At 62.8% G+C, this 23,820-nt stretch carries 19 protein-coding genes; 5 read left to right on the top strand and 14 right to left on the bottom strand.

The window, feature by feature from the left end; translation table 11 throughout:
- Positions 1 to 84: 84 nt before the first annotated feature.
- Both mutS and P3T23_RS21095 read left to right on the top strand, forming a co-directional pair.
- Positions 85 to 2,772, top strand: coding sequence for a DNA mismatch repair protein MutS (gene mutS / locus P3T23_RS21100; protein WP_429318075.1), 2,688 nt, complete (start codon positions 85 to 87; stop codon positions 2,770 to 2,772).
- Complete coding sequence (locus P3T23_RS21095) at positions 2,759 to 3,985, top strand: hypothetical protein (RefSeq protein ID WP_429318074.1); 1,227 nt, start codon at positions 2,759 to 2,761, stop codon at positions 3,983 to 3,985. The genes mutS and P3T23_RS21095 overlap by 14 nt, the downstream gene beginning before the upstream one ends.
- Here P3T23_RS21095 and P3T23_RS21090 read toward each other — a convergent pair.
- Positions 3,965 to 4,507 carry an FKBP-type peptidyl-prolyl cis-trans isomerase gene (locus P3T23_RS21090; RefSeq protein ID WP_429318073.1) on the bottom strand — a complete coding sequence of 181 codons (543 nt, stop codon included), beginning with the start codon at positions 4,505 to 4,507 and terminating at the stop codon, positions 3,965 to 3,967. The two genes, P3T23_RS21095 and P3T23_RS21090, sit on opposite strands and share 21 nt — an antisense overlap.
- Positions 4,508 to 4,539: 32 nt before the next feature.
- On the opposite strand from P3T23_RS21090, the gene P3T23_RS21085 reads away from it, so the two are divergent.
- Positions 4,540 to 5,769, top strand: a complete 1,230-nt coding sequence (locus P3T23_RS21085; protein ID WP_429318072.1) for a JmjC domain-containing protein — start codon at positions 4,540 to 4,542, stop codon at positions 5,767 to 5,769.
- Positions 5,770 to 5,998: 229 nt separating this feature from the next.
- Positions 5,999 to 6,289: a hypothetical protein gene (locus tag P3T23_RS21080; protein ID WP_429318071.1), complete on the top strand. Its 291-nt coding sequence runs from the start codon at positions 5,999 to 6,001 to the stop codon at positions 6,287 to 6,289.
- 181 nt (positions 6,290 to 6,470) lie between these two features.
- On the opposite strand, the gene P3T23_RS21075 is transcribed toward P3T23_RS21080, so the two are convergent.
- The 3 genes from P3T23_RS21075 to P3T23_RS21065 all read right to left on the bottom strand — a co-directional run bounded on the left by P3T23_RS21075 (position 6,471) and on the right by P3T23_RS21065 (position 10,108).
- Positions 6,471 to 8,720 (bottom strand): ATP-dependent DNA helicase, encoded by a 2,250-nt coding sequence (locus P3T23_RS21075; RefSeq protein WP_429318070.1) that lies wholly within the window; start codon positions 8,718 to 8,720, stop codon positions 6,471 to 6,473.
- A gap of 64 nt (positions 8,721 to 8,784) precedes the next feature.
- On the bottom strand, positions 8,785 to 9,003 hold the full coding sequence (locus P3T23_RS21070) for a DUF465 domain-containing protein (protein WP_429318069.1): 219 nt from the start codon (positions 9,001 to 9,003) through the stop codon (positions 8,785 to 8,787).
- Between the two features lie 79 nt (positions 9,004 to 9,082).
- A complete protein-coding gene (locus P3T23_RS21065) occupies positions 9,083 to 10,108 on the bottom strand; it encodes a colicin transporter (RefSeq protein ID WP_429318068.1) in 1,026 nt (341 codons plus the stop codon).
- A 142-nt stretch (positions 10,109 to 10,250) separates the two neighbouring features.
- On the opposite strand from P3T23_RS21065, the gene P3T23_RS21060 reads away from it, so the two are divergent.
- Positions 10,251 to 12,590 (top strand): Tex family protein, encoded by a 2,340-nt coding sequence (locus P3T23_RS21060; protein WP_429318067.1) that lies wholly within the window; start codon positions 10,251 to 10,253, stop codon positions 12,588 to 12,590.
- A 107-nt stretch (positions 12,591 to 12,697) separates the two neighbouring features.
- Here P3T23_RS21060 and P3T23_RS21055 read toward each other — a convergent pair whose 3' ends face one another.
- From P3T23_RS21055 to der, 10 genes are all read right to left on the bottom strand, one after another.
- Positions 12,698 to 14,584 (bottom strand): potassium transporter Kup, encoded by a 1,887-nt coding sequence (locus P3T23_RS21055; protein WP_429318066.1) that lies wholly within the window; start codon positions 14,582 to 14,584, stop codon positions 12,698 to 12,700.
- Between the two features lie 260 nt (positions 14,585 to 14,844).
- Complete coding sequence (locus P3T23_RS21050) at positions 14,845 to 15,432, bottom strand: phosphoribosyltransferase (protein ID WP_429318065.1); 588 nt, start codon at positions 15,430 to 15,432, stop codon at positions 14,845 to 14,847.
- 3 nt (positions 15,433 to 15,435) lie between these two features.
- On the bottom strand, positions 15,436 to 16,782 hold the full coding sequence (locus tag P3T23_RS21045; RefSeq protein WP_429318064.1) for an adenylosuccinate synthase: 1,347 nt from the start codon (positions 16,780 to 16,782) through the stop codon (positions 15,436 to 15,438).
- A 155-nt stretch (positions 16,783 to 16,937) separates the two neighbouring features.
- Positions 16,938 to 18,089, bottom strand: coding sequence for an ATP phosphoribosyltransferase regulatory subunit (locus P3T23_RS21040; RefSeq protein ID WP_429318063.1), 1,152 nt, complete (start codon positions 18,087 to 18,089; stop codon positions 16,938 to 16,940).
- Between the two features lie 190 nt (positions 18,090 to 18,279).
- Positions 18,280 to 18,471 (bottom strand): DUF2065 domain-containing protein, encoded by a 192-nt coding sequence (locus P3T23_RS21035; RefSeq protein WP_133662783.1) that lies wholly within the window; start codon positions 18,469 to 18,471, stop codon positions 18,280 to 18,282.
- Positions 18,472 to 18,518: 47 nt separating this feature from the next.
- Positions 18,519 to 19,421, bottom strand: a complete 903-nt coding sequence (gene hflC, locus P3T23_RS21030; protein ID WP_429318062.1) for a protease modulator HflC — start codon at positions 19,419 to 19,421, stop codon at positions 18,519 to 18,521.
- Between the two features lie 11 nt (positions 19,422 to 19,432).
- Positions 19,433 to 20,800 carry an FtsH protease activity modulator HflK gene (gene hflK / locus P3T23_RS21025; protein ID WP_429318061.1) on the bottom strand — a complete coding sequence of 456 codons (1,368 nt, stop codon included), beginning with the start codon at positions 20,798 to 20,800 and terminating at the stop codon, positions 19,433 to 19,435.
- A 50-nt stretch (positions 20,801 to 20,850) separates the two neighbouring features.
- Positions 20,851 to 22,065 carry a GTPase HflX gene (gene hflX / locus P3T23_RS21020; protein WP_429318060.1) on the bottom strand — a complete coding sequence of 405 codons (1,215 nt, stop codon included), beginning with the start codon at positions 22,063 to 22,065 and terminating at the stop codon, positions 20,851 to 20,853.
- 31 nt (positions 22,066 to 22,096) lie between these two features.
- A complete protein-coding gene (hfq, locus tag P3T23_RS21015) occupies positions 22,097 to 22,333 on the bottom strand; it encodes an RNA chaperone Hfq (RefSeq protein ID WP_006051315.1) in 237 nt (78 codons plus the stop codon).
- 142 nt (positions 22,334 to 22,475) lie between these two features.
- Positions 22,476 to 23,813: a ribosome biogenesis GTPase Der gene (der, locus tag P3T23_RS21010; RefSeq protein ID WP_133662779.1), complete on the bottom strand. Its 1,338-nt coding sequence runs from the start codon at positions 23,811 to 23,813 to the stop codon at positions 22,476 to 22,478.
- Positions 23,814 to 23,820 lie beyond the last annotated feature (7 nt).

Here is a 23,820-nt window from a genome sequence, read left to right as displayed (position 1 = left end):
ATGCGGCCAGGCCATCCGGCCAGGTTCACACGCGGCGCAGGCGAGTTAAACTCACGCCCTGTACACCAACGCAAGACATTCTGGATGGGCACTCCAATCGCAGCAGCTAAAGAAACTGTCGAAAGCGTCGACACGACCGCACAGCACACGCCGATGATGCAGCAGTATCTGCGCATCAAGTCGGAGCATCCGGGCACGCTCGTGTTCTACCGGATGGGCGACTTCTACGAGCTGTTTTTCGAGGACGCGGAAAAAGCCGCGCGCCTCCTCGATCTCACGCTGACGCAGCGCGGTGCCTCGGCCGGCAATCCGATCAAGATGGCCGGCGTGCCGCATCACGCCGTCGAACAATATCTCGCGAAGCTTGTGAAGCTCGGCGAGTCGGTGGCGATCTGCGAACAGGTTGGCGATCCGGCAACATCGAAAGGTCCCGTCGAGCGCAAGGTGATGCGGGTCGTGACGCCGGGTACGCTGACCGATGCCGCACTGCTTTCGGACAAGAACGATGTCTATCTGCTGGCGATGTGCATCGGGCACAACCGGCGAGGTGTTGCCACCACCATCGGGCTCGCCTGGCTCAATCTGGCAAGCGGCGCGCTCCGTCTGACGGAAGTCGCGCCGGATCAGGTGGCCGCCGCGCTTGAACGCATCCGCCCTGCGGAAATCCTCGTTGCCGATACGCCTGCGGGCCCGGAGGACTGGTCTCCCGCAGCCGGCTCCGGTGCGCTCACGCGTGTGCCGGCATGGCACTTCGATGTCGCATCGGGCACGCAGCGCCTGTGCGACCAGCTGGACGTCGCGAGCCTCGACGGCTTTGGCGCACACTCGCTGACCAGCGCCTGCGGCGCGGCCGGCGCGCTGCTCCTCTACGCGGCGGCGACACAAGGTCAGCAACTGCGCCATGTACGCAGCCTCAAGATCGAATCCGAGTCCGAATACATTGGGCTCGACCCGTCCACACGCCGCAACCTCGAATTAACGGAAACGCTGCGCGGCACGGAATCGCCGACCCTTTGCTCGCTGCTCGACACCTGCTGCACGACGATGGGCAGCCGCCTGCTGCGTCACTGGCTGCACCATCCTCCGCGCGATGCCGCGCTCGCCCAGGCCCGCCAGCAGGCGACAGGCGCGTTGCTCGACGCGCCGGTCAGCGCGAGTCTCGATTCGTTGCGCAGCGCGCTGCGCCAGATCTCGGACATCGAGCGGATCACCGGGCGCCTCGCATTGCTGTCGGCGCGTCCGCGCGATCTGTCGAGCCTGCGCGACACGTTTATCGCGCTGCCCGAACTGCGCACGCAGCTGGCACCATTGACTGCTGGCGCGGCGTCGCTTGCGCGCATCCACCTTTCGCTCGAACCGCCGGCGGATTGCGTTGAGCTGCTAAGCCGCGCCGTCGCGCCGGAGCCGGCCGCGATGGTGCGCGACGGCGGCGTGATTGCGCGTGGCTATGACGCGGAACTTGACGAGCTACGCGATATCTCCGAAAACTGCGGCCAGTTCCTGATTGACCTGGAAACGCGTGAACGTGCGCGCACCGGCATCACGAATCTGCGCGTCGAATACAACAAGGTTCACGGCTTCTATATCGAGGTCACGCGCGGCCAGACGGACAAGGTGCCAGACGACTACCGCCGCCGTCAGACACTGAAGAATGCCGAGCGCTACATCACGCCTGAGCTGAAGACCTTCGAGGACAAGGCGCTGTCCGCACAGGAACGCGCACTGGCGCGCGAGCGCGCGCTGTATGAGACGCTGCTTCAGTCGCTGCTGCCGTTTATCGCGGACTGCCAGCGCGTCGCTGGCGCCCTGGCGGAACTGGATCTGCTCGCGGCATTCGCGGAACGTGCACGCGCGCTCGACTGGGTCGCACCGGCGTTCTCTGAAACAGCCGGAATCGAAATCGAGCATGGACGCCATCCAGTCGTCGAAGCTCAGGTCGAGCAGTTCATCGCCAACGACTGCACGCTTTCGCCCGAACGCAGATTGCTGCTGATCACCGGCCCGAACATGGGCGGTAAGTCGACGTTCATGCGGCAGACCGCCTTGATCGCGCTGATGGCCTACGTCGGCAGCTATGTCCCGGCGCGACGCGCGCGGTTCGGTCCGATCGACCGGATCTTCACGCGCATCGGAGCGGCTGACGACCTTGCTGGCGGACGCTCGACGTTCATGGTCGAAATGACGGAAGCCGCGGCCATCCTGAACGATGCGACGCCGCAGAGTCTCGTGTTGATGGATGAAATCGGCCGTGGCACGTCGACATTCGACGGGCTCGCACTCGCATGGGCGATCGCACGGCATCTGCTCGCGCACAACGGCTGCCATACGCTGTTCGCCACGCACTACTTCGAACTGACGCAACTGCCCGGCGAGTTTCCGCAGGCGGCGAACGTGCATCTGTCGGCTGTCGAACATGGGCATGGCATCGTATTCCTGCATGCCGTCGAAGAAGGACCGGCCAACCAGAGCTATGGTTTGCAGGTAGCGCAACTGGCGGGCGTGCCGGGCGCGGTGATCCGGGCAGCACGCAGGCATCTTGCGTATCTCGAGCAGCAGTCCGTCACGCAGGGCACGCCGCAACTCGACCTGTTCGCTGCGCCCCAGTTACTGGAAGATGCGGAAGACGAGCCGGCAATGCCCGAGGCCGCAGCGCCAAACCCGGTACTCGAACGCCTGCGCTCCATCGATGTGGATAATCTGCGGCCGCGTGATGCGCTCGACCTGCTGTACGAACTGCAAGACCTGGCCGGCGCAACGGATGCGGACTGTTGAGCGCACGCGGTATCCACAGCGGCCGCGCCATGCCAGTGCGGCGCTGATCGTTGCGCTGGCGTTCATGCTGGCGAACGCGTCGCCGACTGCGCATGCGGCGGGCTCCCGATACACATTCGCGGTTGTCAGCGGCACACTCGAAAGCCCTGCGGACGAAGCACACACACAACGTCTGCTGGAAACCATTGGCCGCGAGCGCAATGTGTCGTTCATCGTCTACGACGGCAATCTGAAGGGGCCTAAGGAACAGTGCCGCGACTCACTGTACGAGAGTCGACAGACGTTGCTCGAAGCGGCCCGCCCGGCGCTGATCTTTGTCCCCGGCCAGCACGACTGGGCCGATTGCGGCACCGCCCAGGCGGGCGGCTACGACCCGGTCGAGCGTCTCGACCTGCTACGGCAGACGCTCTTCTCCGACGCTTCGTCGATGGGCCAGAATCCGGTTTCGCTCACGCGCGAAAGCGAGGTTTCGCGCTTTCATCCGTATCGCGAGAACGTTCGCTGGCAAGTCGGCGATACCGTGTTCGTCGCGCTCAACGCGCCGTCGCCGAACAACCACTATCTGAACGCCGGCGGTCGCAATGGCGAATTCGAAGACCGCGTTGTCGCCAATGCGTTCTGGCTGGAGCATGCAGCGGAATACGCCAAACGGCACGAGGCACGTGCGGTCGTCGTGTTCATTCAGGGCGATTTCGATCCCGAACGCTATGAACGGCCTGAGCGATTCTCGTGGTTGCGCTTTGCGCGCAACCAGCGCCGCGACGGCTTTCTGGAATTGAAACGAAGTCTCGTGAAGCTCGCGCAGACCTTTCGCGGGCCGATCCTCGTCATTCACGCCGATGACGAGCGGCCGCCCGGCGGCTTCCTGATCGATCAACCGCTGCGCAATGACAAGGGCGTTGAGGTCACGAACCTGACCCGCGTCGCATTCGCGCCGCACGACCGGTTGAATCAGTGGATTGAGGTTGAAGCGGACATGGCGCGGCGGCCGCCATTTCGGGTGAGCGTGCGCGACGTGCCGAAAAACATGCCGCTCCCGTCGACGCTGCCGCCAGCACCGACGCACGAGGAGCCGACACCTTCGATGCCTGAGGTGCCGTCGTTGCCGCCGGCTCCCGACCTGCCACCAGTACAGCAGCCGGCGCCGGCCGGGACGGATGCTTCACCCGCTTCCGCCGGCGCGCCCGCCAGTTCAGTGCAGCGTGGGCCCTGACTTGCGTTCCTCGGCATCGTCGTCATCTTCATCGAGAACTTCGAGGCCATCTGCGCCGTGCGCGTGCTCATGCTGGATTTCGTCCTCGGTAGCTTCGCGCACTTCCTTTACCGACAGCGCGAAGCGCAGGGACATGCCCGCGAGCGGATGGTTGCCGTCGAGCACCACCTTGTCTTCGGCGACGTCGGTCACCGTGTAGATGAGCGAATCGAGGTCTTCGTCACCCTCTTCAGGTGTGCCTTCGAACTGCATGCCGACTTCGAGCGGCTCAGGAAAGCGGTCGCGCGGTTCGATCTTGACGAGATCGGGATCGTACTCTCCAAAGGCATCAGCTGGCTCGAGCTGGATCTGGGTTTCGAAGCCCGGCTCATGACCGTCGAGCTCTTCCTCGATCTTGGGGAACGTGCCATCATAGCCGCCGTGCAGATAGACCATCGGCTCGTCGCTTTCTTCAATCAGATTGCCCTGCGCATCCGACAGCTTGTAAGCGACCGACACGACGGTGTTCTTTGCGATTTTCATTCGATTCTCCAGAATACAACTCACATTATACGATGCCCAAGCGGCCCCTTGACCACCCGCCCGGCGTAGCGCCCGCCCGGATTTCGTCTCCGCTACCGGCACCGCAGCCGGACACGCCCACGCCGCTCCTGGGCAACCTCACCCCGACGCAATTCATGCGCCGGTACTGGCAGAAAAAACCCCTGCTGATCCGACAGGCGATCCCGGATGTCGTGCCGCCACTCGCCCGCGACGAACTCTTCGAGCTTGCCGGCGAGGACGAGGTCGAGGCACGCCTCATTACCCATTTTCGCAACAGGTGGCAGTTGGAACACGGCCCGTTCGCCGCGGATGAACTGCCGTCCGTCAGGCACCGCGCATGGACGCTGCTCGTCCAGGGCGTCGATCTGCACGACGATCGCGCCCGCGCGTTGCTCGACCGTTTCCGCTTCGTGCCCGACGCCCGCCTCGACGATCTGATGATTTCCTATGCGAGCGACGGCGGCGGTGTCGGTGCTCATTTCGACTCCTACGACGTGTTCCTGTTGCAGGTTCATGGCAAGCGCCGCTGGCGCATCGGCGCGCAACGCGACCTGTCGCTGCGGCCGGGCTTGCCCTTGAAAGTTCTACAAAACTTTGAACCGGAAGAGGAATGGTTGCTGGAACCGGGCGACATGCTCTATCTGCCACCGCACATTGCACACGATGGCGTCGCCGAAGGTGAATGCATGACCTGTTCGATCGGCTTTCGCGCGCCTTCGGCGCAGGAGTTGACGGGCCAGTTTCTTTACCATCTGGCAGAACGCGGCGATGCGCCGGGCGGCACCGCAGAGTTGTACCGGGATCCGCAGCAACCTGCCGTCGCCAACCCAGCCATGCTTCCCTCGGCACTGGTGGAGAGGGTTGGCGCAATCCTTGCGAAGGTCCAGTGGAGCGAACGCGATATCTCCACTTTTCTCGGCACGTACCTGAGTGAGCCGAAACCGAGCGTTGTGTTCGATCCGCCCGCCCGGCCGTTGAGTGAGCCACGATTCATCCAGCGTGCCATGCAATCCGGCATCAGGCTCGATCGCAAGTCGATTCTGTTGTACGACGCCCGCCTTTACTTCCTGAATGGAGAAGAAAACAGGCTTGCGGGCGTGAAAAAATGGTTGATTGAACTCGCAGACCAACGTCGTCTGAGTGCGAAACGCTTTGTAACACTCTCGGACGATTCATCGGTGACAGCACTGCTACACGAGTGGTATTGTGCGGGCTGGATACAGGTAGGCGAGCTTGCATAGGTCCGTCTACGTGTTATACCCTGCCGTGAAATATTGTATGAGAAAGACAACGTATTGACCCCGGATTTATCGACGGTCGATACGAAAGTGCCTATAATTTCCGCCCAAGCCGTAGGGAAGATTCACGCTCATGAAGTGCGTCTCCACCAGCGGCCCAGGTCGGTGTTGGAGCACATTACCGGTAATATTTTGCGCTGTTGCTTACCTTTAACCATAAAAGGACGTGATCATGAAGAAATCCCTCCTCGTAGCATCCCTGTTGGCAGCTGTGGCACTGGCTGCATGCAACAAGAGCAGCGATCAAGCAGCTGCCCCGGCTAGCGATGCAGCTGCTGCTTCGGCACCTGCTGCTGCAGCTTCGGATGCAGGTGCTGCTGCTTCGGGCGCTGCTGCTGCTGCGAGCGACGCTGGTGCTGCTGCTTCGGGCGCTGCTGCTGCTGCGAGCGACGCAGGTGCTGCTGCCTCGGACGCAGGCGCTGCCGCTTCGGCCGCTGCGCCGGCTTCGGGCGCAAGCCAGTAAGCTGTAGCGATAGGGTTCGCCTCTGGGCGAAAACCGCGTTGGGAGATCTACCCGACTTCCCGACCGGTAAAACAAAACGCCACGGATTCACATCCGTGGCGTTTTGTTTTATTACCTGGCCGCACAACATCGGGACCGCAGACTTCGCGCGGTCCGGTTCACGCATCACCATCACCTCAAATCATTTCGATGACACGTCGTGCGATTCAGCAAAGAATTCGCGCACGACATCGATCTCCCGCGTACGCCTGAACGGCGGCAGACTCTGCCAGATGCGGCGGCCGTAGGGCTTGTCGACGAGCCGCGTGTCGCAGATCATCAGCACGCCGCGATCCGTCTCGGCGCGTATCAGGCGCCCTGCGCCCTGCTTCAACGTGATGACCGCCTGCGGCAACTGATGGACCGCGAACGGGCTTAGCCCTTTCTTCGTCAGCGCCTCGAGGCGGGCGGACAGCACCGGGTCGTCAGGTGGAGCGAAGGGCAGCTTGTCGATCACCACCAGCGACAGTGCATCACCGCGCACATCCACGCCTTCCCAGAAACTCTGGCTGCCAACCAGGATCGCATTGCCATAGGAACGGAAACGCTCCAGCAGTTCCGTGCGGCTCGCGTCGCCCTGCACGAGCAACGGATAGTCCCAGCCACTCGACTCGATCGTCTCGCGCAGTCGTGTGGCGATACGATCGACCGCGCGCAACGTCGTGCACAGCATGAACACGCCGCCACCCGACGCTTCGATCGCGGGCAAGGCGGCGTCGAAGACGGCGTCGGTGAAGGCCGGGGATGACGGTTGCGGCAGATTGCGCGGCACATACAGGAGGCCTTGGGTGCCATAGTCGAATGGGCTTGGCAAGGTCATCGAGCGACGCGAGTTCAGACCCATCTGCGCCGCGTAGTGCGTGAAGTCGCCTCGCACCGACAGGGTCGCCGACGTGAAGATCCATGCGCGAGGTACACCGGCACGCTGCTTCGCAAAGATCGGCGCCACCGACAGCGGCGTCTCATGCAACTGCACGGTGTGCGAGAACACTTCGATCCAGCGGACCTTTTCGTCAGGATCGGTCGCGCCATCCGTCTTCTCGCCGCTGGCTGCATCGCGCTCGACTTCGGTCGGCGGCGAGGTCCAGCCTGCCAGAATGCCCTGCAGTTCGCGCGCACGGCGCAAACAGGCGCCGATGGACTCGGCGCGTTCCGCATGACCGGCGAGCGCCGTCGCGAGCGCATCCAGTTCGGTTTCCAGTGCTTCGAGCGCCGGGAACAGCGGATGATCGTCGGGCAGTTGCCCGATCGACAGCCTTACCGAGTCTTCCCTGAACGCAAGACGCACATCGCGCGCAGCACGTTCGAGCGCGCCGCCAAGCTGCACCCACTCCACCGCATCGCGCGCATGACCGAGACCTTCGGCGACCGAGTCGCGCGCGAGTTCGAGGAACTGCGTAGTCGACAGCGTCTCGCCGAAAAAGAGCGTCGCCGTTTCGGGCAACTGATGCGCCTCATCGAAGATGATCGTGTTCGCCATCGGCAGCAGTTCGGCCATCCCCGTATCGCGCAACATGATGTCCGCGAAAAAGAGATGGTGGTTCACGACGACGATATCGGCCTGCTGCGCCTCACGGCGCGCCTGCATGACGAAACAGTCCTTGTAATGCGGACACTCCTGGCCGAGACAGTTCTCGCGCGTCGACGTAACCATCGACCAGACCTGCGCCGTTTCCGGCACGCTAGCCAGTTCGGCCTTATCGCCCGTGCGCGTGATCTTTGCGAAACGGATGATGTCCTGCAAATACGAAGTTTCCTGGCGTGAAGGCAGACGGCCGTTGTCCGCGGTGCGCTGCAGGTAGTAGTGGCAGAGGTAGTTCGCGCGGCCCTTGAGCATGGCGATGGATACCGGCACTGCCAGCGCATCGCGCACAGTCGGGATATCGCGCTGGAACAACTGATCCTGCAGGTGCTTCGTACCGGTCGACACGATGACCTTGCCACCCCACAGCATCGCCGGCACGAGGTACGCATAGGTCTTGCCGGTACCCGTTCCCGCTTCGACGATCAGCGTGTTCTCGCTGCCGTCGAGTCCGCTGGCGTCGTCGCCGGCCGCATCCGCGTCGGCGGCGGCCCGGGTATCGCTACCCGGGGACCCCTGCAGCCGGCGCGCGGGACGCTTGTGTGACTCGAACATGGCGGGCTCGGGCATCGCCCGCCCTGACGCCTCCATCGCGGCCGCCACGGCACGTGCCATTTCGATCTGCGACGCCCGCGAACGATAGCCGTCGATCTGCCGGGCAAGCAGCCCATCGGCGGCAAAGATGTCATCGAGTTCGGTGACGCGCTTCGGATTCAGTGCGGGCGCGCCGGCACCGGCAGCGCGTTTGTCGCGTGCCGGCACGTCGTCGCCCGAGGACGTACGGGAAGAAGAAACAAGCGGTGAATTCAAGGCGAGCGATTCCTGCAAAGTCCGGTGCGCGACGGCCGACCCCGGCACCTGCCAGGTCGCGAACTCAGGCGCGCGTATCCGGTTCGAGCTGCAACTGCAGCAAGATTATGGTGTCCTTGACCTTGAGCTTGCGCTTTTTCAGGCGCTGTATCTCAAGGTCGTCGATGCCGGGTTCCTCCGACACCCTGTCGATCAGGCGATCAAGCCCACTGTGCTCCGATTCCAGCTGCAGAATGCGGTCGCGAAGTGTGTCCGCGTTGATGACGTGATGGTGATCGCGCATGCTCGCCTCCTCTCCCGAAGTGGCGAGGGCTGCTTCGTTCAGCCGCTGCGCCTGAGGTTGGTGTCCGGCTTAAAACGCGTTACTGACCCTGCTGCTGCATCTGCTGTTGCTGCAACTGCTGCTGCTTCAACTGCTCCTGCTGTTCCTGCTGCTTTTGTCGGGCCTTCTCAGCGGCCTGCTGCTGGCGCGCCTCCACATCCGCCTTGTGCTGCGCGGCGTCCGTTTGCTTCTGCTGATAGCGCTGCGCGTTCTCGACGCGCTGTTGCGCCTTTTGCGCACCCTGCTGGCGGGCCTCTTCGAGCTTACGCTGGTAATCCGCCTGTTTCTGGTCGTAAGCCTGCTGGTTCGCAGCCGCCTGCGGCGCGCTGATACCGCGCTGCGCCTGGTCGATCGCATGCTGGCGCTGCTTCTCCTGGAACGCCTGTTCGTTCGCGGCGCGCTGCGGGGCCTCCGCATTGCGCTGCGCTTCGTCCAGCTCATGCTGACGCTGCTTGTCTTCGAACGCCTGGGCGTTACGCGCTTCATCGGCCGCGCGCTGCGGCGCCTCGGCCTCATTCTGCGCGCGCCGGATAGCGGCCTGCTGGTCGCGCTCCTGTGCACGCTGCACGCGCTGCTCGTCATCAAGCGCAAGCTGCTGTTTGCGGATGTCCGCCGCAACTTCGCGCATGGCGTCGCGGGCCCTGTTGAGGCAGTGATTCACGAAGAAGCGGCTATAGCACTCATGCTGGGCGACCGCGTAGCGGTAGTTGTTCTCGTCGCTACGGGCGTTGAGTGCCTTTTGGCGTGCGTCGAAATCGTCGCCGGCATGGTCCGTCGACGAGGCCGGGGTAGAGGCTGAATCCTGGTTTCCGGAGGCGCCGGCAGCTGCATCGGCGCGGGCAGCCGATGCGCCCGATGTCACCTGTGGCGGCTTTTGGGCCGCGCTGGCGGCACTATCCTGCGGGTATGCTGGGGAACAAGCCGAAAAGGCCGCAAGCGCCGCCGCAGCAATACACGCGGTGAAACACGCAGAAAGAGGACGAATGCGCCGGCCAGCCGGTCGACGGGAAGGCGCGGCAAACGGAAAGCGGGAGATCGGCAACGTCGTAGATGGGCAACGGAACATGGCTGAAATTCTATCACCCCGCGCCTGAGCGCTCGGGCATTTATGGCAAAATGCCCCGCTTCAGCAACCGGTTGCCGAGAGGCGCGCCTCGCGTGCCGCCTCAAGTGGCCCTGATTGAAACCTGCAGGAATACGACCACCCTATGACGGAAACCGTAGCACTCAAGATCGTACAGCGCATCGCCACCGAACTGACTGTCCAGCCGCGCCAGGTCGCGGCCGCGGTACAACTTCTCGATGAAGGATCGACTGTTCCGTTTATCGCCCGGTACCGGAAGGAAGTGACTGGCAACCTCGACGACACGCAGTTGCGTACGCTCGAGGAGCGTCTCCTGTATCTGCGCGAACTGGAAGACCGGCGCGCGACGATCGTGGCCAGCATCGACGAGCAGGGCAAGCTCACCGACGAACTCCGCGCCGCAATCGAAGGTGCCGACAGCAAGCAGGTGCTGGAAGACCTGTATCTCCCGTACAAACCGAAGCGTCGCACGCGCGCCCAGATTGCCCGCGAAGCCGGCCTCGAGCCGCTCGCGCAGGCTCTGCTCGCCGATCCTGCGCTCGACCCGCAGACCGAAGCCGCCGCCTACGTCGACGCCGAAAAGGGTGTCGCCGATGTGAAGGCGGCGCTCGACGGCGCACGCGACATCCTCTCGGAGCAATTCGGCGAAACCGCCGAAATCCTCGGCAAGCTGCGCGACTACCTGTTCAACCAGGGCGTGGTGTCGTCGAAGGTGGTCGAGGGCAAGGAAGGCGCGGAAGAGGAAAAATTCCGCGACTACTACGACTACTCGGAAACCATCCGGACGGTGCCGTCGCATCGCGCGCTCGCCCTCTTCCGCGGCCGCAATGCCGGCGTGCTGATGATCAAGCTGGGGCTCGGCGAAGAACTCGATGCCCTGGTGCCGCATCCGGGCGAAGCCATGATCGCGCGTCATTTCGGCATCGCGAACCAGAACCGCCCGGCCGACAAATGGCTCTCCGACGTGTGCCGCTGGTGCTGGCGCGTGAAGGTGCAGCCGCACATCGAAAACGAACTGCTGACGAATCTGCGCGACGAAGCCGAGCATGAAGCGATCCGCGTTTTCGCACGCAATCTGAAGGATCTGCTGCTGGCCGCGCCTGCCGGTCCGAAGGCCGTGATCGGCCTCGACCCGGGCCTGCGCACCGGCGTGAAGGTTGCCGTGGTCGATCGCACCGGCAAGCTGCTCGCCACCGATACGATCTATCCGCACGAGCCGCGCCGGGACTGGGACGGTTCGCTCGCAAAGCTTGCGCGTATCGCGGCGCAGACGCAGGCGGAACTGATCAGCATCGGCAACGGTACCGCGTCGCGCGAGACGGACAAGCTCGCGAGCGAACTGATCGCGCGCCACCCCGAGTTCAAGCTGCAGAAGATCGTCGTGTCGGAAGCCGGCGCGTCGGTGTATTCGGCGTCCGAACTCGCTGCGAAGGAATTCCCGGAACTGGACGTGTCGCTGCGCGGCGCGGTGTCGATTGCGCGGCGTCTGCAGGATCCGCTTGCGGAACTGGTGAAGATCGAGCCGAAGGCGATCGGCGTTGGGCAGTATCAGCATGACGTGAACCAGCGTGAACTGGCGCGCTCGCTCGACGCGGTCGTCGAGGATTGCGTGAACGCGGTTGGCGTCGATGCGAATACGGCGTCCGTCGCGCTGCTCGCCCGCGTGTCCGGCCTGAACGCGACACTGGCGCGCAACATCGTCGACTATCGCGATGCGAACGGTCCGTTCCCGTCGCGTGAGCATCTGCGGAAGGTGCCGCGTCTTGGCGACAAGACGTTCGAACAGGCGGCCGGGTTCCTGCGCATCAACGGCGGCGAGAATCCGCTCGACCGCTCTTCGGTGCACCCGGAAGCGTATCCGGTCGTCGAACGCATGCTGGCGAAGATCAGCAGGCACGTCGGCGAAGTGCTCGGCAATCGTGAAGCGCTGGCAGGGTTGTCACCGGCGGAATTCGTCGACGAACGCTTCGGCTTGCCGACCGTGCGCGACATTCTCTCTGAGCTTGAAAAGCCGGGTCGCGACCCGCGCCCCGAGTTCAAGACGGCGACGTTCCGTGAAGGCGTCGAGAAGGTTTCCGACCTGTCGCCCGGCATGGTGCTCGAAGGCGTCGTGACGAACGTCGCGGCGTTCGGCGCGTTCGTCGACATCGGCGTGCATCAGGACGGCCTCGTGCACGTGTCAGCGATGTCGACGAAGTTCATCAAGGACCCGCACGAAGTCGTCAAGGCCGGCCAGGTGGTCAAGGTCAAGGTGCAGGAAGTCGACGTGAAACGCCAGCGCATTTCGCTGACGATGCGCCTCGACGACGACTTCACCGCCAGCCCGGCGCCACGCGGCGGCGGGCAGCAGGATCGCGGCACGAGCCGACCGGGCGGTGGCGGTGGCCGCCCGCAACAGCGCTCACGCGACGCGGAACCAGCCGGTGCGATGGCCGCTGCGTTCGCCAAGCTCAAGCAGCGCTAGGCAACGCGGCGACGCTTCTGCAAACAAAAAGCCCACGCACTGCGTGGGCTTTTTGTTGTGCGCCAGCTTTGAGCCAGGCGCAAACCGTGCGATGACATGCAGAGCGCTCAGATCTCGATTTTGGTCCCGAGTTCGACGACACGATTGGCCGGAATACTAAAGAAATCGGTCGGCTTCGCGGCGTTCTGATGCATCCAGGCGAACACGCGCTCACGCCACACCGACATGCCCGGCAACTGCGTGGGCACGACCGTTTCGCGGGCGAGGAAGAACGACGTGTCCATCATCTCGAACGTCATGTCGTGCGTACGGCCAACGTCGAGCAGCACGGCCTTCACATCAGGTGTCTCATTGAAACCGTATGCGGCACTCACGAGATACAGCCCACCGCCGAAATCTTTCACTGTCACGCGTTCCTCGTCTTTTACGTATGGAATGTCACGCGTGATGAAGGTCAGGAAAATCGTGCGCTCGTGCAGCACCTTGTTGTGCTTCAGATTGTGCAGCAGACTCACCGGCACCAGCGAATCGCTGCCGGTCAGATAGATCGCGGTGCCAGACACGCGGTGCGGCGGGTGTGCGAGCAGGCCCTGCAGGAACGGCATCAGCGGGATACCATCGGCGGCCGTGCGCTCCTTCACGATCATGCGGCCCTTGAACCAGGTCATCAGCAGGAAGAACAGCAGCGCACCGATGCCGAGCGGCAGCCAGCCGCCCTCCTCGACCTTCAGCAGATTTGCGCCAAAAAACCCGAGATCGACCGTCATGAAGGCCGCGATGATCAGTGCAACCAGAATCTTGTTCCAGTTCCACACCTTCACCATCACGACGCAGGCAAGCACAGTGGTGATGACCATCGTCGCTGTGACCGCGATACCGTACGCGGCCGCGAGGTTGTCCGAACTCTTGAAGGCAAGCACGATGCACAGGATGATGAAAAGCAGCATCCAGTTCACGACCGGCACATAGATCTGGCCGATCGCCAGATCCGACGTGTGGAGGATCTTCATCCGCGGCACGTAGCCAAGCTGGATGGCCTGGCTCGTCAGCGAATACGCGCCGGAGATCACCGCCTGCGACGCGATCACCGTCGCCACCGTCGACAGAATGACGAGCGGCAGCAACGCCCAATCCGGTGCAAGCAGGAAGAACGGATTTTCGATCGCTTTCGGGTTGTGCATCAGAAGTGCGCCCTGGCCAAAATAGTTCAGCACCAGCGACGGCATCACAAGCGCATACCAGGCCATGCGAATCGGCTTTGCGCCGAAGTGGCCCATGTCTGCGTACAAGGCTTCGGCGCCAGTCAGCACGAGCACAACGGAGCCCAGCACCACGTAGGCCTGCAGGACATGCGCCGACATGAAGCTGAATGCGTAACCGGGATTCAAGGCAGCGATCACACCGGGCGACTGCGCGATATGCATCACGCCGAGCACGGCAAGCGTCACGAACCACAGCACCATGATCGGCCCGAACAGACGACCCACCGTGGCGGTGCCGTGTCGCTGGATCCAGAACAGCAGCACGAGGACGATCATCGTAAGCGGCAACACCAGATGCGACAGCTTGGGCGCAGCGACCTCGAGCCCTTCGACCGCCGAGATCACGGAAATCGCCGGAGTGATCACGGCATCGCCGTAGAACATACAGGCGCCGAAGATACCGAGCATCATCAGGAGACCCGCCGCCCTGCTGCGCGGATCGAATGATCGTAGCGACAGCGCCATCAACGCGAGCACGCCGCCTTCGCCGTTGTTGTCGGCGCGCATCACGAAGAGCACGTACTTGACCGAGACCACGATGATGATCGCCCAGAACATCAGGGAGATGACACCGAGAATCGACGCGTCATTGAGCGGGATCCCATGCGACGGGGAGAACGCTTCCTTGAGCGAATACAGCGGGCTGGTGCCAATGTCGCCGAAGACGACACCGATCGCAGCAATTGCGAGCGAGGGCAAAGGCTGCCGGTGCCCGTGGTTGGTATCTGTCATAAACGCGAAGAATCCGTTCCTGATCGGAAAAACGAGCGCTATTCTAAACTGGCAGTCGAGACCGACCGTCTGGCATGTTGTGGATACACCACGAGGACAGCCCGCGCAGTGTAGCATCGCACCCGGGGCAAGTCTGCCCGTATCGGGACGTTTCACGCCTGCCCTGCGACTTGTCTGGCTCGCCTGCCCATAAAAAAACGGAGCCTGTCAAGGCTCCGTTTTCAATCCATCAAACACTCAGCCGGGCGCGATTGCATTCGTCACGCTTTCGGCGCGGAATCCTGCGAGGTTCCGCGCTTGATCCACGCACCGAGATTGTGCGGACGAACCGTATCCCATTCCTCGAAAGGCTGGTGAATCCACGGATTTGTCGGCAGATACTGCACGTGATAGTCAGGCGTCACCTTGGAACAGCCCTTGTACCAGAGCACCGCGGAACGCACCGCCGTTATGGCCGGATAGCGCTCCTTCAGATGCTGCTGGACACGTGCCAGTGTCACGCCCGAGTCGACGAGATCGTCGACCAGCAGCACGTTGCCCGACAGCTCGCCGCGCGTCATCGTGATGTACTGCGCGATGTCGAGCTCGCCCTGCTCCGTGCCCGCGGCTTCGCGATATGAACTCGTCGCGAGAATCGCCAGCGGCAGGTCGTAAATACGCGACAGCTGGTCGCCGACGCGCAGGCCGCCGCGTGCAAGACACAGGATCTTGTCGAACTTCCAGCCAGATTCGTGCACAGCGAGTGCCAACAGCTCGATGAGCCGATGGTACTCATCCCAGCCGACCCAAAGATTCTTGTCGTCGTTGCGCGGATCTTTCATCGCAATCATGGGCACACCCTGCGTCATGACTTAAACCTTGAATGGATGACGAAGGAGAATGGTCTCGTCGCGGTCCGGACCCGTCGACACCATGTCGATCGGCACACCCGCCACTTCCTGCACGCGCGTCAGGTAAGCCCGCGCGTTGGCAGGCAGCTTGTCCCATTCCTTGATGCCTACGGTGCTTTCCTTCCAGCCGCCGAACGTCTCGTAGACCGGCTCGCAGCGCGCCACTTCCGACGCACCACGCGGCAGGATGTCAACGTCCTTGCCGTCGATCTTGTAGCCCACGCACAGCTTGACTTCATCGACACCGTCGAGCACGTCGAGCTTCGTCATGCACAGACCCGACACGCCGTTGATCTGGATCGAGCGACGCAGCGCGGCCGCGTCGAGCCAGCCCGTGCGACGCGGACGACCCGTGACCGAGCCGAATTCCTTGCCAACGGTAGCCAGCGTCAGACCGATCTGTTCCTGGCGGCTTGCGTTGTCCGCGTCGTACAGTTCGCTCGGGAACGGACCCGAACCGACACGCGTGCAATACGCCTTCGTGATGCCGAGAATGTAGTTCAACTTTTGCGGACCGACACCCGCCCCCGCCGCGGCCGCGCCGGCCACGCAGTTGCTGGAGGTCACGAACGGATAGGTGCCGTGATCGATGTCGAGCAGCGTGCCTTGCGCACCTTCGAACAGCAGGTTGTGACCGGCGTGGTTCTCGTCGTAGAGACGACGCGAGACGTCCGTGACCATCGGCTTCAGACGGTCCGCATAGCTCAACATCATGTCGAGGGTCTGCTGGAAATCGACGGCCGCGGCGCCCAGATAGCCGGTCAGCACAAAATTGTGGAAGTCGAGATTTTCCCGCAGACGCTCAGCGAACGCTGCCGGCTCGAACAGGTCCTGCACGCGCAGACCACGGCGCGCCACCTTGTCTTCGTACGCCGGGCCGATACCGCGGCCGGTCGTGCCGATCTTGCTTGCGCCGCGACGTGCTTCGCGCGCCTGGTCGATCGCAATGTGGTACGGAAGAATCAGGGTGGTGGCTTCGGAAATGAAGAGGCGCTTCTGAACGTCGACGCCAGCGGCTTCGAGTTCGCCGATTTCCTTGAACAGCGCTTCCGGCGACAACACGACGCCATTGCCGATGTAGCACGCGACGCCGGGATGCATGATGCCCGACGGAATCAGACGCAAGATGGTTTTCTTGCCGCCGATGATGAGCGTATGACCGGCATTGTGACCACCCTGGAAGCGAACGACGCCTTGAGCGTGGTCCGTCAGCCAGTCGACGATTTTGCCCTTGCCCTCATCACCCCACTGGGTCCCCACGACGACGACGTTACGCCCGGGGTTCACATTCACTGCGCTGGCAGACATGTTGTTTCGTAAGCTGGTTAAAAACGTATTCTACCGATAATCGCGAAAGGTTCCGGATTTTTTCCGTTTCCGCTCAACGGTATGGACGTTATTCTGGGTATTTCAACATGGGCGCGACGAGTGTGTTCGGATTGCCGCGCCCGGCTTTGCGGCACTCAGGAACGGGTTTCGACGACCCAGGCACCGTTGCGCTCGACCAGCACCCGGTCGCACGCGAATTCATCGAGATCGTGTTCGTGGCCCGGCAACGCCTGAATCACGACTTCGCCAGCATCGCGCAATGCGGCAACGCTCGCACGGAGCGCGTCGTCATGCTGCCAGGGTGCCAGAATGGCACTGCTGCGCGCTTCGACCGGCGAAATACGCGCGACTTCGCGCAGATCGAGCGAAAAACCGGTCGCGGCCCGCGCCCGTCCGTAGGCCTGGCCGACGTGGTCGTAACGGCCGCCGCGCGCCACCGCATTCGGCACACCATCGACGTAGGCCGAGAACATCACGCCGCTGTGATAGGCATAGCCGCGCAGGTCGGCCAGATCGATCATGACTTCCGCGCCGTCGACCTGCGCCGCGAGAAACGCGAGATCGTCGAGTGCGCGGGAGATTTCAGGCATGTCCGGCAAGCGCGCACGCGCATCGGCGAGCACCGTCGCGTCGCCGTACAGCGTCGGCAGGACCCGTAAGGCGTCGCGCGTGACGGGCGCGAGGTCCGCCGTCAGTTCCGCGAGGCGCGGCACGTCCTTGCCGGCAAGCGCCTCGTACAGTGTTTCGCCAAGCGCAGCCGCCGCCGGATCCTTGTCGGTCAGGGCCGCCAGCACGCCCGCGTGACAGAGGTCGAGCCGCACCTTCGCGAGCCCGGACAGACGCAGTGCGTCGAGCATCAGTTGCTGGATTTCAAGATCCGCCTCGAGCCCGGCGTGACCATAGATTTCCGCGCCGATCTGGACCTGCTCGCGGGTGGCGTGCAAACCGCGTGGGCGCGTATGCAGCACGTTGCCGGCGTAACAAAGGCGCGTCACACCCTGGCGGTTCAGCAGATGCGCGTCGATCCGCGCGACCTGCGGCGTGATATCGGCCCGCAACCCGAGCGTACGGCCCGACAACTGGTCTACGAGCTTGAACGTGCGCAGGTTCAGATCGCTGCCGCCGCTCGTCAGCAGCGACTCGAGATATTCGAGAAGGGGCGGCATGACCATTTCGTAGCCGTACGCACGGAAACGGTCCAGCAGCCGGCGGCGCAACTCTTCAATCTTGCGGGCCTCCGACGGCAGCACGTCGGCAATATTCTCGGGAAGTAACCAGGTCGACATCGATACAGTCCTACGACGTTGAACACGGCGCCTGGGCGCGCCGAAAAATGACGGTGAATGGCGGATAAAACACGCGCCTCGCAGGAACAAATTGCGCAGCGTGGCGCCGATGGCGGCCAGCAAGCCGCAGCCTGCCCGGGTCGCTCTCGGGTCGAATCAGCTCAACTATCAGGCTGCAATCAGGCTGCAATCAGGTTGCAATCAGCAGCAGAATGAGGCCGAGCACCATCACGATCAGACCGCCGATCCGGATGTGGTGCGGCGGCCGCTCCGCTATTCTACGAAACGTGTCGCGCCAGGCGCTCGGAAAAACGAAGGGGAACATCCCCTCGATGATCAGCATCAGTGCGATCGCGAGCAGTAACGAACCAGCTATATCCATTCGAATGACGGCGCCACGACGCCAGCAGGCGTGCAGCGCTCAGGTAATCAGCGTTTGCGCGGGGTCGCGGCGGCGTCCGGCGGATTGCCGCCAGTCGGACTACGCATGAAGCGGAAGAACTCGCTGCTGGAATCGACCACGATCACGTCGTTCGCCTTGAAGCTGTTCCGGTAGGCCTGCATGCTCTGATAGAACTCGTAAAACTGCGGATCGCGCCCGAACGCTTCGGCTGCAATCGACGCGGCCTTGCCGTCGCCCTCGCCCTTGATCGTCTGCGCTTCCCGGTAGGCGTCCGCGATGAGACCCTCCTGCTGCCGGGCGGCGTCCGCCTTGATCTGATCGGCTTCGGCTGCACCCTGCGCCCGCTCCTGACTCGCCACCTGCTCACGTGCCGCGATCATCCGCTTGAAGACCGAATCGGCCATCGCCGCGGGAAAGTCGACACGCGTCAGCTGGATGGCGATCACATCGACGCCGAGCGCAGCCGTGTTTTTCTGCATGTCCATACGCGCCGCTGTTGCGATGTCCTGCTGCTTCGCGAGCGCATCCGGAAGTGCGAACTTCGCGAAGGCGTCGCCAAGCGCGCTACGCGACAGCGAGGCCAGCCGGTCAGGCAGGTCCTGGGTATCACCCTTCGTTTCCGCGAACAGCTTCAGCGGATCGGCGACACGATAGCGGATGACCGGATTCACCAGCACGTCGATCTTGTCCGACGTCACGTAGCGATCGGCATCCGGTGCATCGAACGACTGGATCCGGGTGTCGACGAGCGTGGCCGTCTGCAATGGAGGCGGCAGCTTGAAATGCAGCCCGGGACCGACCAGGACGGGCGCGGTGTCGCCATGAGCGGACACCACAGCCATATGCCGCTGGTCGACGACATAGAGCATCGACGAAGCCGCAAACAGCACGACCACAATTGCAACAACGAGCGCAACGATTCGATTCATGTTCGCGCTCCTTATTGCAGTTCTTCGTCGCGGCCGCGACTACGGAACGTATCGCGCGAGCGGAACGTATCGCTTGCCGCAGCGGCTTCGCTGGCCGCGCTCGCCACCGGGGCGCCTGACGCGGGCGCGACCGCGGCCGGGCCGCTCGCGGCTTGCGGCGCTGCTGCCGAACCGGTCTGCGCACCGACTGTGGCTGCCTCTGTCCCGCGCTGGCGTGTCTGGTCGATCAGCTTGTCGAGAGACAGGCTCAGCGTGTTGTTGCCGGACTTGCTGTCCACAAAGAGCTTCGTCGTGTTCGAATAGATATGCTGCATTGTGTCCAGATACATGCGTGTACGGATCACCGCGGGCGCCTTCGAGTATTGCTCGTAGACCTGTTTGAAGCGTTCTGCATCGCCCTGGGCCTGTGCAATGACGCGGTCGCTGTACGCCTTCGCATCGTCGATCAAGCGCGCCGCATCGGCCTGCGCACGCGGCAACAGTTCGTTTGCATAGGCCTGCGCGTCGCGCTTCGCGCGCTCGCGATCCTGACGCGCCTTCGCGGCGTCGTCGAATGCCGACTGAACCTGCTCCGGCGGCGTCACGCCCTGGATCGTCACACCGGTCACGGCGAGACCCGTATGGAATTCATCAAGCGAATGCTGGATGGAGTCGTTGAGCTGCTGACGGATTACTTCGCGATCCTGATAGAGGATATCGTCCATACCACGAGCGCCCACGATCTCGCGCACCGCCGCCTGCGCGGCCTGGGTGACCGCGAGGTCGGGATCGACGCTGCGGAACAGATAGTCGGTGGGCTTTCTCACCTGATACTGCACCGCGAAACGCACATCGACGATATCGCCATCGTGCGTGAGCATCGACGCATCCTTCACGTTGGCCATGCGCACGACATTGTTGCGGCCGATTTCCACCGACCGCACCTGCCCAACGTTGACCATATCGTGGGATTCAAACGGATAGGGCAAGCGCCAGTGCACACCCTGCCCCGCGGTATCGCGATACCTGCCGAACTGCGAGACGACGGCGGCCTGGCCTTCCTGAACCACAAACACACCGCTGCCCAGCCAGATTGCGATCAGCACGCCAATCACGATACCGACGCCGATGCGCGCGCCGCGACCGTTGTCCGGACGACGGTCACTGCCGCCCGAGCCTCCGCCCTTGCGGCCGAACACGCGGCTCAGCCGCTGGTTGAATTCACGCCACATTTCGTCGAGATCAGGCGGACCTTCGCCGTCCTTTCCGTTCTGCGGACGCTTCGGCTCGTTCGGACGCTGCCGGTCGCCATTGCCGTCTCCCCGGCCCCAGCGCGGATCGTTCATCGAAAGAATGGCGCGCAGCCGCAGCCAGATACTCCGCTCGTTGTAATCGTTCACCTGTGTTCGTTCACCAGAGTAGACAGCGGGTCAATGCAATTCGGCACGGGTCAGTGCCCGAGTTCTGAGACCTTGCGGTCGTCGGTTGGCACTGCCAGCCGGTCTTCTTCCGGCAATGGACGCCCACCGTTGGAAAGATATTCGGCAGTAGCGATTTCAGCGATGGCAGCGCGCAGCGTGTCTAGCCCCTGCCCTGTGCGCGCGCTCAAAAAGACGCGCGAAATATTACCATACTCATCCCGCTCGACCGCGTCGCCACGGGCCGCCAGCTCAGGAACGGCGTCGATCTTGTTGAAGACCAGCACCTGCCGGATCGAGTCAGCACCAATCTCGTGCAGTACTTCGTTTACCTGGTCGATCTGATCGAGCCGCACGGCGCTCGACGCGTCGACCACGTGCAGCAGCAGGTCAGCGTGAATGGTTTCCTCGAGCGTTGCCCGGAATGCGGCGACCAGCTGGTGAGGCAGTTCGCGAATAAACCCGACCGTATCCGACACCACCACCTGACCAACCTCATCGCCGAGATAGAGGCGGCGCGATGTCGTGTCGAGCGTGGCGAACAGCTGGTCGGCGGCATACGCCTGCGCCTTTGTCAGCGCGTTGAAGAGCGTCGATTTGCCGGCGTTCGTATAGCCGACGAGCGACACCGACATAGTCCGGTTGCGCTCACGCTGGCGACGTTGCGTGCCATGCTGGCGACGCAGCTTCTCGAGCCGCGACTTGAGCGCCTTGATCCGCTCGCCGATCAACCGACGGTCGGTTTCCAACTGCGTTTCACCTGGGCCGCGCAGACCGATACCGCCCTTCTGCCGTTCAAGGTGAGTCCACGCGCGTATGAGCCGCGTAGCGAGGTATTGGAGTTGTGCGAGTTCGACCTGCAGCTTGCCTTCGTGGCTGCGGGCGCGCTGCGCAAAGATATCGAGAATCAGACTGGTGCGGTCGATCACACGCCTGTTAAGCGCCTGCTCCAGATTGCGTTGCTGCGCGGGCGCCAGCGCGTGATTGAAGATGACGATTTCGATGTCGTTCGCCTCACACGCAAGACGCAATTCATCGGCCTTGCCGCTGCCGACGAACATCTTCGCGTCGGGGCTGGAGCGGCGTCCGGTGAGGGTGACTACGGGATTCGCGCCCGCGCTTTGCGCGAGCAGGCTGAGTTCTTCGAGACTGGCTTCGAAATCGATCTTACCGAAGTCGACGCCGACAAGCGCTGCGTTGGTCAAATTGGAGGGTATCAAGATGAAGCGGCCGGGAGTGATCGCCAACGGGCGACGCTACGCCGGCCGCGACGAGGGGTTAGGACTGTTCAGAATCCGGGTGGAAATTCACCGGACGGGCAGGCACGACCGTCGAGATGGCGTGCTTGTAGACCATCTGGGTAACCGTATTCCGGAGCAACACGACGTACTGGTCGAACGATTCGATGTTCCCTTGAAGCTTGATGCCGTTGACCAGATAGATCGAGACCGGCACGTGCTCTTTACGCAGTGCGTTCAAAAACGGGTCTTGTAACAATTGCCCTTTGTTGCTCATAGCAAACTCCGTATTTTTTTGCAGGTTGACTTAATTGACGACGAAGAAAAAGAAATCCGCCGTCAACCGCTACACTATAGCCGATTTTCGTTTTTGCGCGAGCGGCCTGGCCATCCGGCCAAACCCAACACACACGCGGGTTTCAGCCTTTATCCGCGTAAGGGTTCGTCGACGATCTGAACTCTATGCGCAATGGAGTCCCGGTCAGCCCGAAAGTTTCCCTGAAGCGGTTTTCGAGGTAGCGCTTATACGTTTCGGTGATCGCGTCGAGCGCGTTGCCGTGGATCACGATAATCGGCGGGTTTTGTCCCCCCTGGTGCGCGTAACGCAGCTTCGGACGCACCGGCCCGCGACGGCGCGGCTGCTGGAATTCGACGGCGTCGATCAGCGCGCGGGTCAGTTTGGGCGTCGGAAGCTTTGCCATGGCGGCGGCGTAAGCGTCGTCGACGGAGCGCATCAGCGGGCCGATCCCCGTTTTCTCCGCTGCCGAAATGAAATGGAACTTTGCGAAGTCGAGGAATTTTAGCTTGCGCTCCAGATCCGCCTTCGTGCGCTCACGCACATGCGAGTCGAGCCCGTCCCACTTGTTCACCCCGACCACGAGCGCACGCCCCTGCTCGACGACGAAGCCGGCAATGTGAGCATCCTGCTCCGAAATGTCCTGGCGCGCGTCCAGCAGAAGGATCACGACGTTGGCATCTGAAATCGACTGCAGCGTCTTGACCACCGAGAATTTTTCGATCGCCTCGAACACCTTGCCGCGGCGGCGCAGTCCCGCCGTGTCGATCAGCGTGTAGTTCTTGCCCTGCCGCTCGAAGTCGACGTAGATCGAATCGCGCGTCGTCCCGGGCATATCGAATGCAATTACGCGGTCTTCGCCGACCAGCGTATTGATGAGCGTCGACTTTCCGACGTTCGGGCGACCAACGATCGCGATCTTGACGCCGTGCGCGTTCTTGTCCTCGTCCTCTTCTTCCGGCTGACCGGCATACGCGACGCCGAGCGCCTCATTGATCATTTCCGTGACGCCGTCGCCGTGCGCCGCTGAAATGGCGCGCGGGTCGCCCAGACCGAGTTCGTAGAAGTCGGCGGCGACCGCGCTGTACTTCATCCCTTCGGCCTTGTTGACGACGAGGAAGATCGGCCGGCCGGTCTTGCGCAGGTAATCGGCAATCGACTTGTCCTGCGGCGCGAGTCCATTGCGTCCGTCAACGATGAACACCACGACATCGGATTCTTCGACCGCCTGACGGGTCTGCCGCGCCATCTCGTGCAGGATGCCGTCCTTCGCGACCGGCTCGAAACCGCCGGTATCGACAACCAGATAAGGCCGCTCGCCCGTGCGCCCTTCGCCATAGTGACGATCGCGCGTGAGGCCCGGCAAATCGGCGACGAGCGCGTCACGCGAACGCGTGAGACGGTTGAACAGCGTGGATTTCCCCACATTGGGGCGCCCAACGAGGGCAATTACGGGTTTCATCAGATGT

The organism is Paraburkholderia sp. GAS448, assembly GCF_050435685.1.
Taxonomy (GTDB): Bacteria; Pseudomonadota; Gammaproteobacteria; order Burkholderiales; family Burkholderiaceae; genus Paraburkholderia.
The sequence above is the reverse complement of the archived record's forward strand: the minus strand, read 5'-3'. Positions and strand labels throughout refer to the sequence as shown.

Excerpts from the sequence above, each read along its gene's own strand:
- P3T23_RS21045 (WP_429318064.1), bottom strand. The coding sequence starts at position 16,782 with ATGTCTGCCAGCGCAGTGAATGTGAACCCCGGGCGTAACGTCGTCGTC.
- mutS (WP_429318075.1), top strand. The coding sequence starts at position 85 with ATGGGCACTCCAATCGCAGCAGCTAAAGAAACTGTCGAAAGCGTCGAC.
- P3T23_RS21080 (WP_429318071.1), top strand. The coding sequence starts at position 5,999 with ATGAAGAAATCCCTCCTCGTAGCATCCCTGTTGGCAGCTGTGGCACTG.
- P3T23_RS21095 (WP_429318074.1), top strand. The coding sequence starts at position 2,759 with ATGCGGACTGTTGAGCGCACGCGGTATCCACAGCGGCCGCGCCATGCC.
- hflC (WP_429318062.1), bottom strand. The coding sequence starts at position 19,421 with ATGAATCGAATCGTTGCGCTCGTTGTTGCAATTGTGGTCGTGCTGTTT.
- P3T23_RS21090 (WP_429318073.1), bottom strand. The coding sequence starts at position 4,507 with ATGAAAATCGCAAAGAACACCGTCGTGTCGGTCGCTTACAAGCTGTCG.
- P3T23_RS21070 (WP_429318069.1), bottom strand. The coding sequence starts at position 9,003 with ATGCGCGATCACCATCACGTCATCAACGCGGACACACTTCGCGACCGC.
- P3T23_RS21035 (WP_133662783.1), bottom strand. The coding sequence starts at position 18,471 with ATGGATATAGCTGGTTCGTTACTGCTCGCGATCGCACTGATGCTGATC.
- P3T23_RS21065 (WP_429318068.1), bottom strand. The coding sequence starts at position 10,108 with ATGTTCCGTTGCCCATCTACGACGTTGCCGATCTCCCGCTTTCCGTTT.
- der (WP_133662779.1), bottom strand. The coding sequence starts at position 23,813 with ATGAAACCCGTAATTGCCCTCGTTGGGCGCCCCAATGTGGGGAAATCC.
- P3T23_RS21040 (WP_429318063.1), bottom strand. The coding sequence starts at position 18,089 with ATGTCGACCTGGTTACTTCCCGAGAATATTGCCGACGTGCTGCCGTCG.
- hfq (WP_006051315.1), bottom strand. The coding sequence starts at position 22,333 with ATGAGCAACAAAGGGCAATTGTTACAAGACCCGTTTTTGAACGCACTG.
- P3T23_RS21060 (WP_429318067.1), top strand. The coding sequence starts at position 10,251 with ATGACGGAAACCGTAGCACTCAAGATCGTACAGCGCATCGCCACCGAA.
- P3T23_RS21085 (WP_429318072.1), top strand. The coding sequence starts at position 4,540 with ATGCCCAAGCGGCCCCTTGACCACCCGCCCGGCGTAGCGCCCGCCCGG.
- P3T23_RS21050 (WP_429318065.1), bottom strand. The coding sequence starts at position 15,432 with ATGACGCAGGGTGTGCCCATGATTGCGATGAAAGATCCGCGCAACGAC.
- P3T23_RS21055 (WP_429318066.1), bottom strand. The coding sequence starts at position 14,584 with ATGACAGATACCAACCACGGGCACCGGCAGCCTTTGCCCTCGCTCGCA.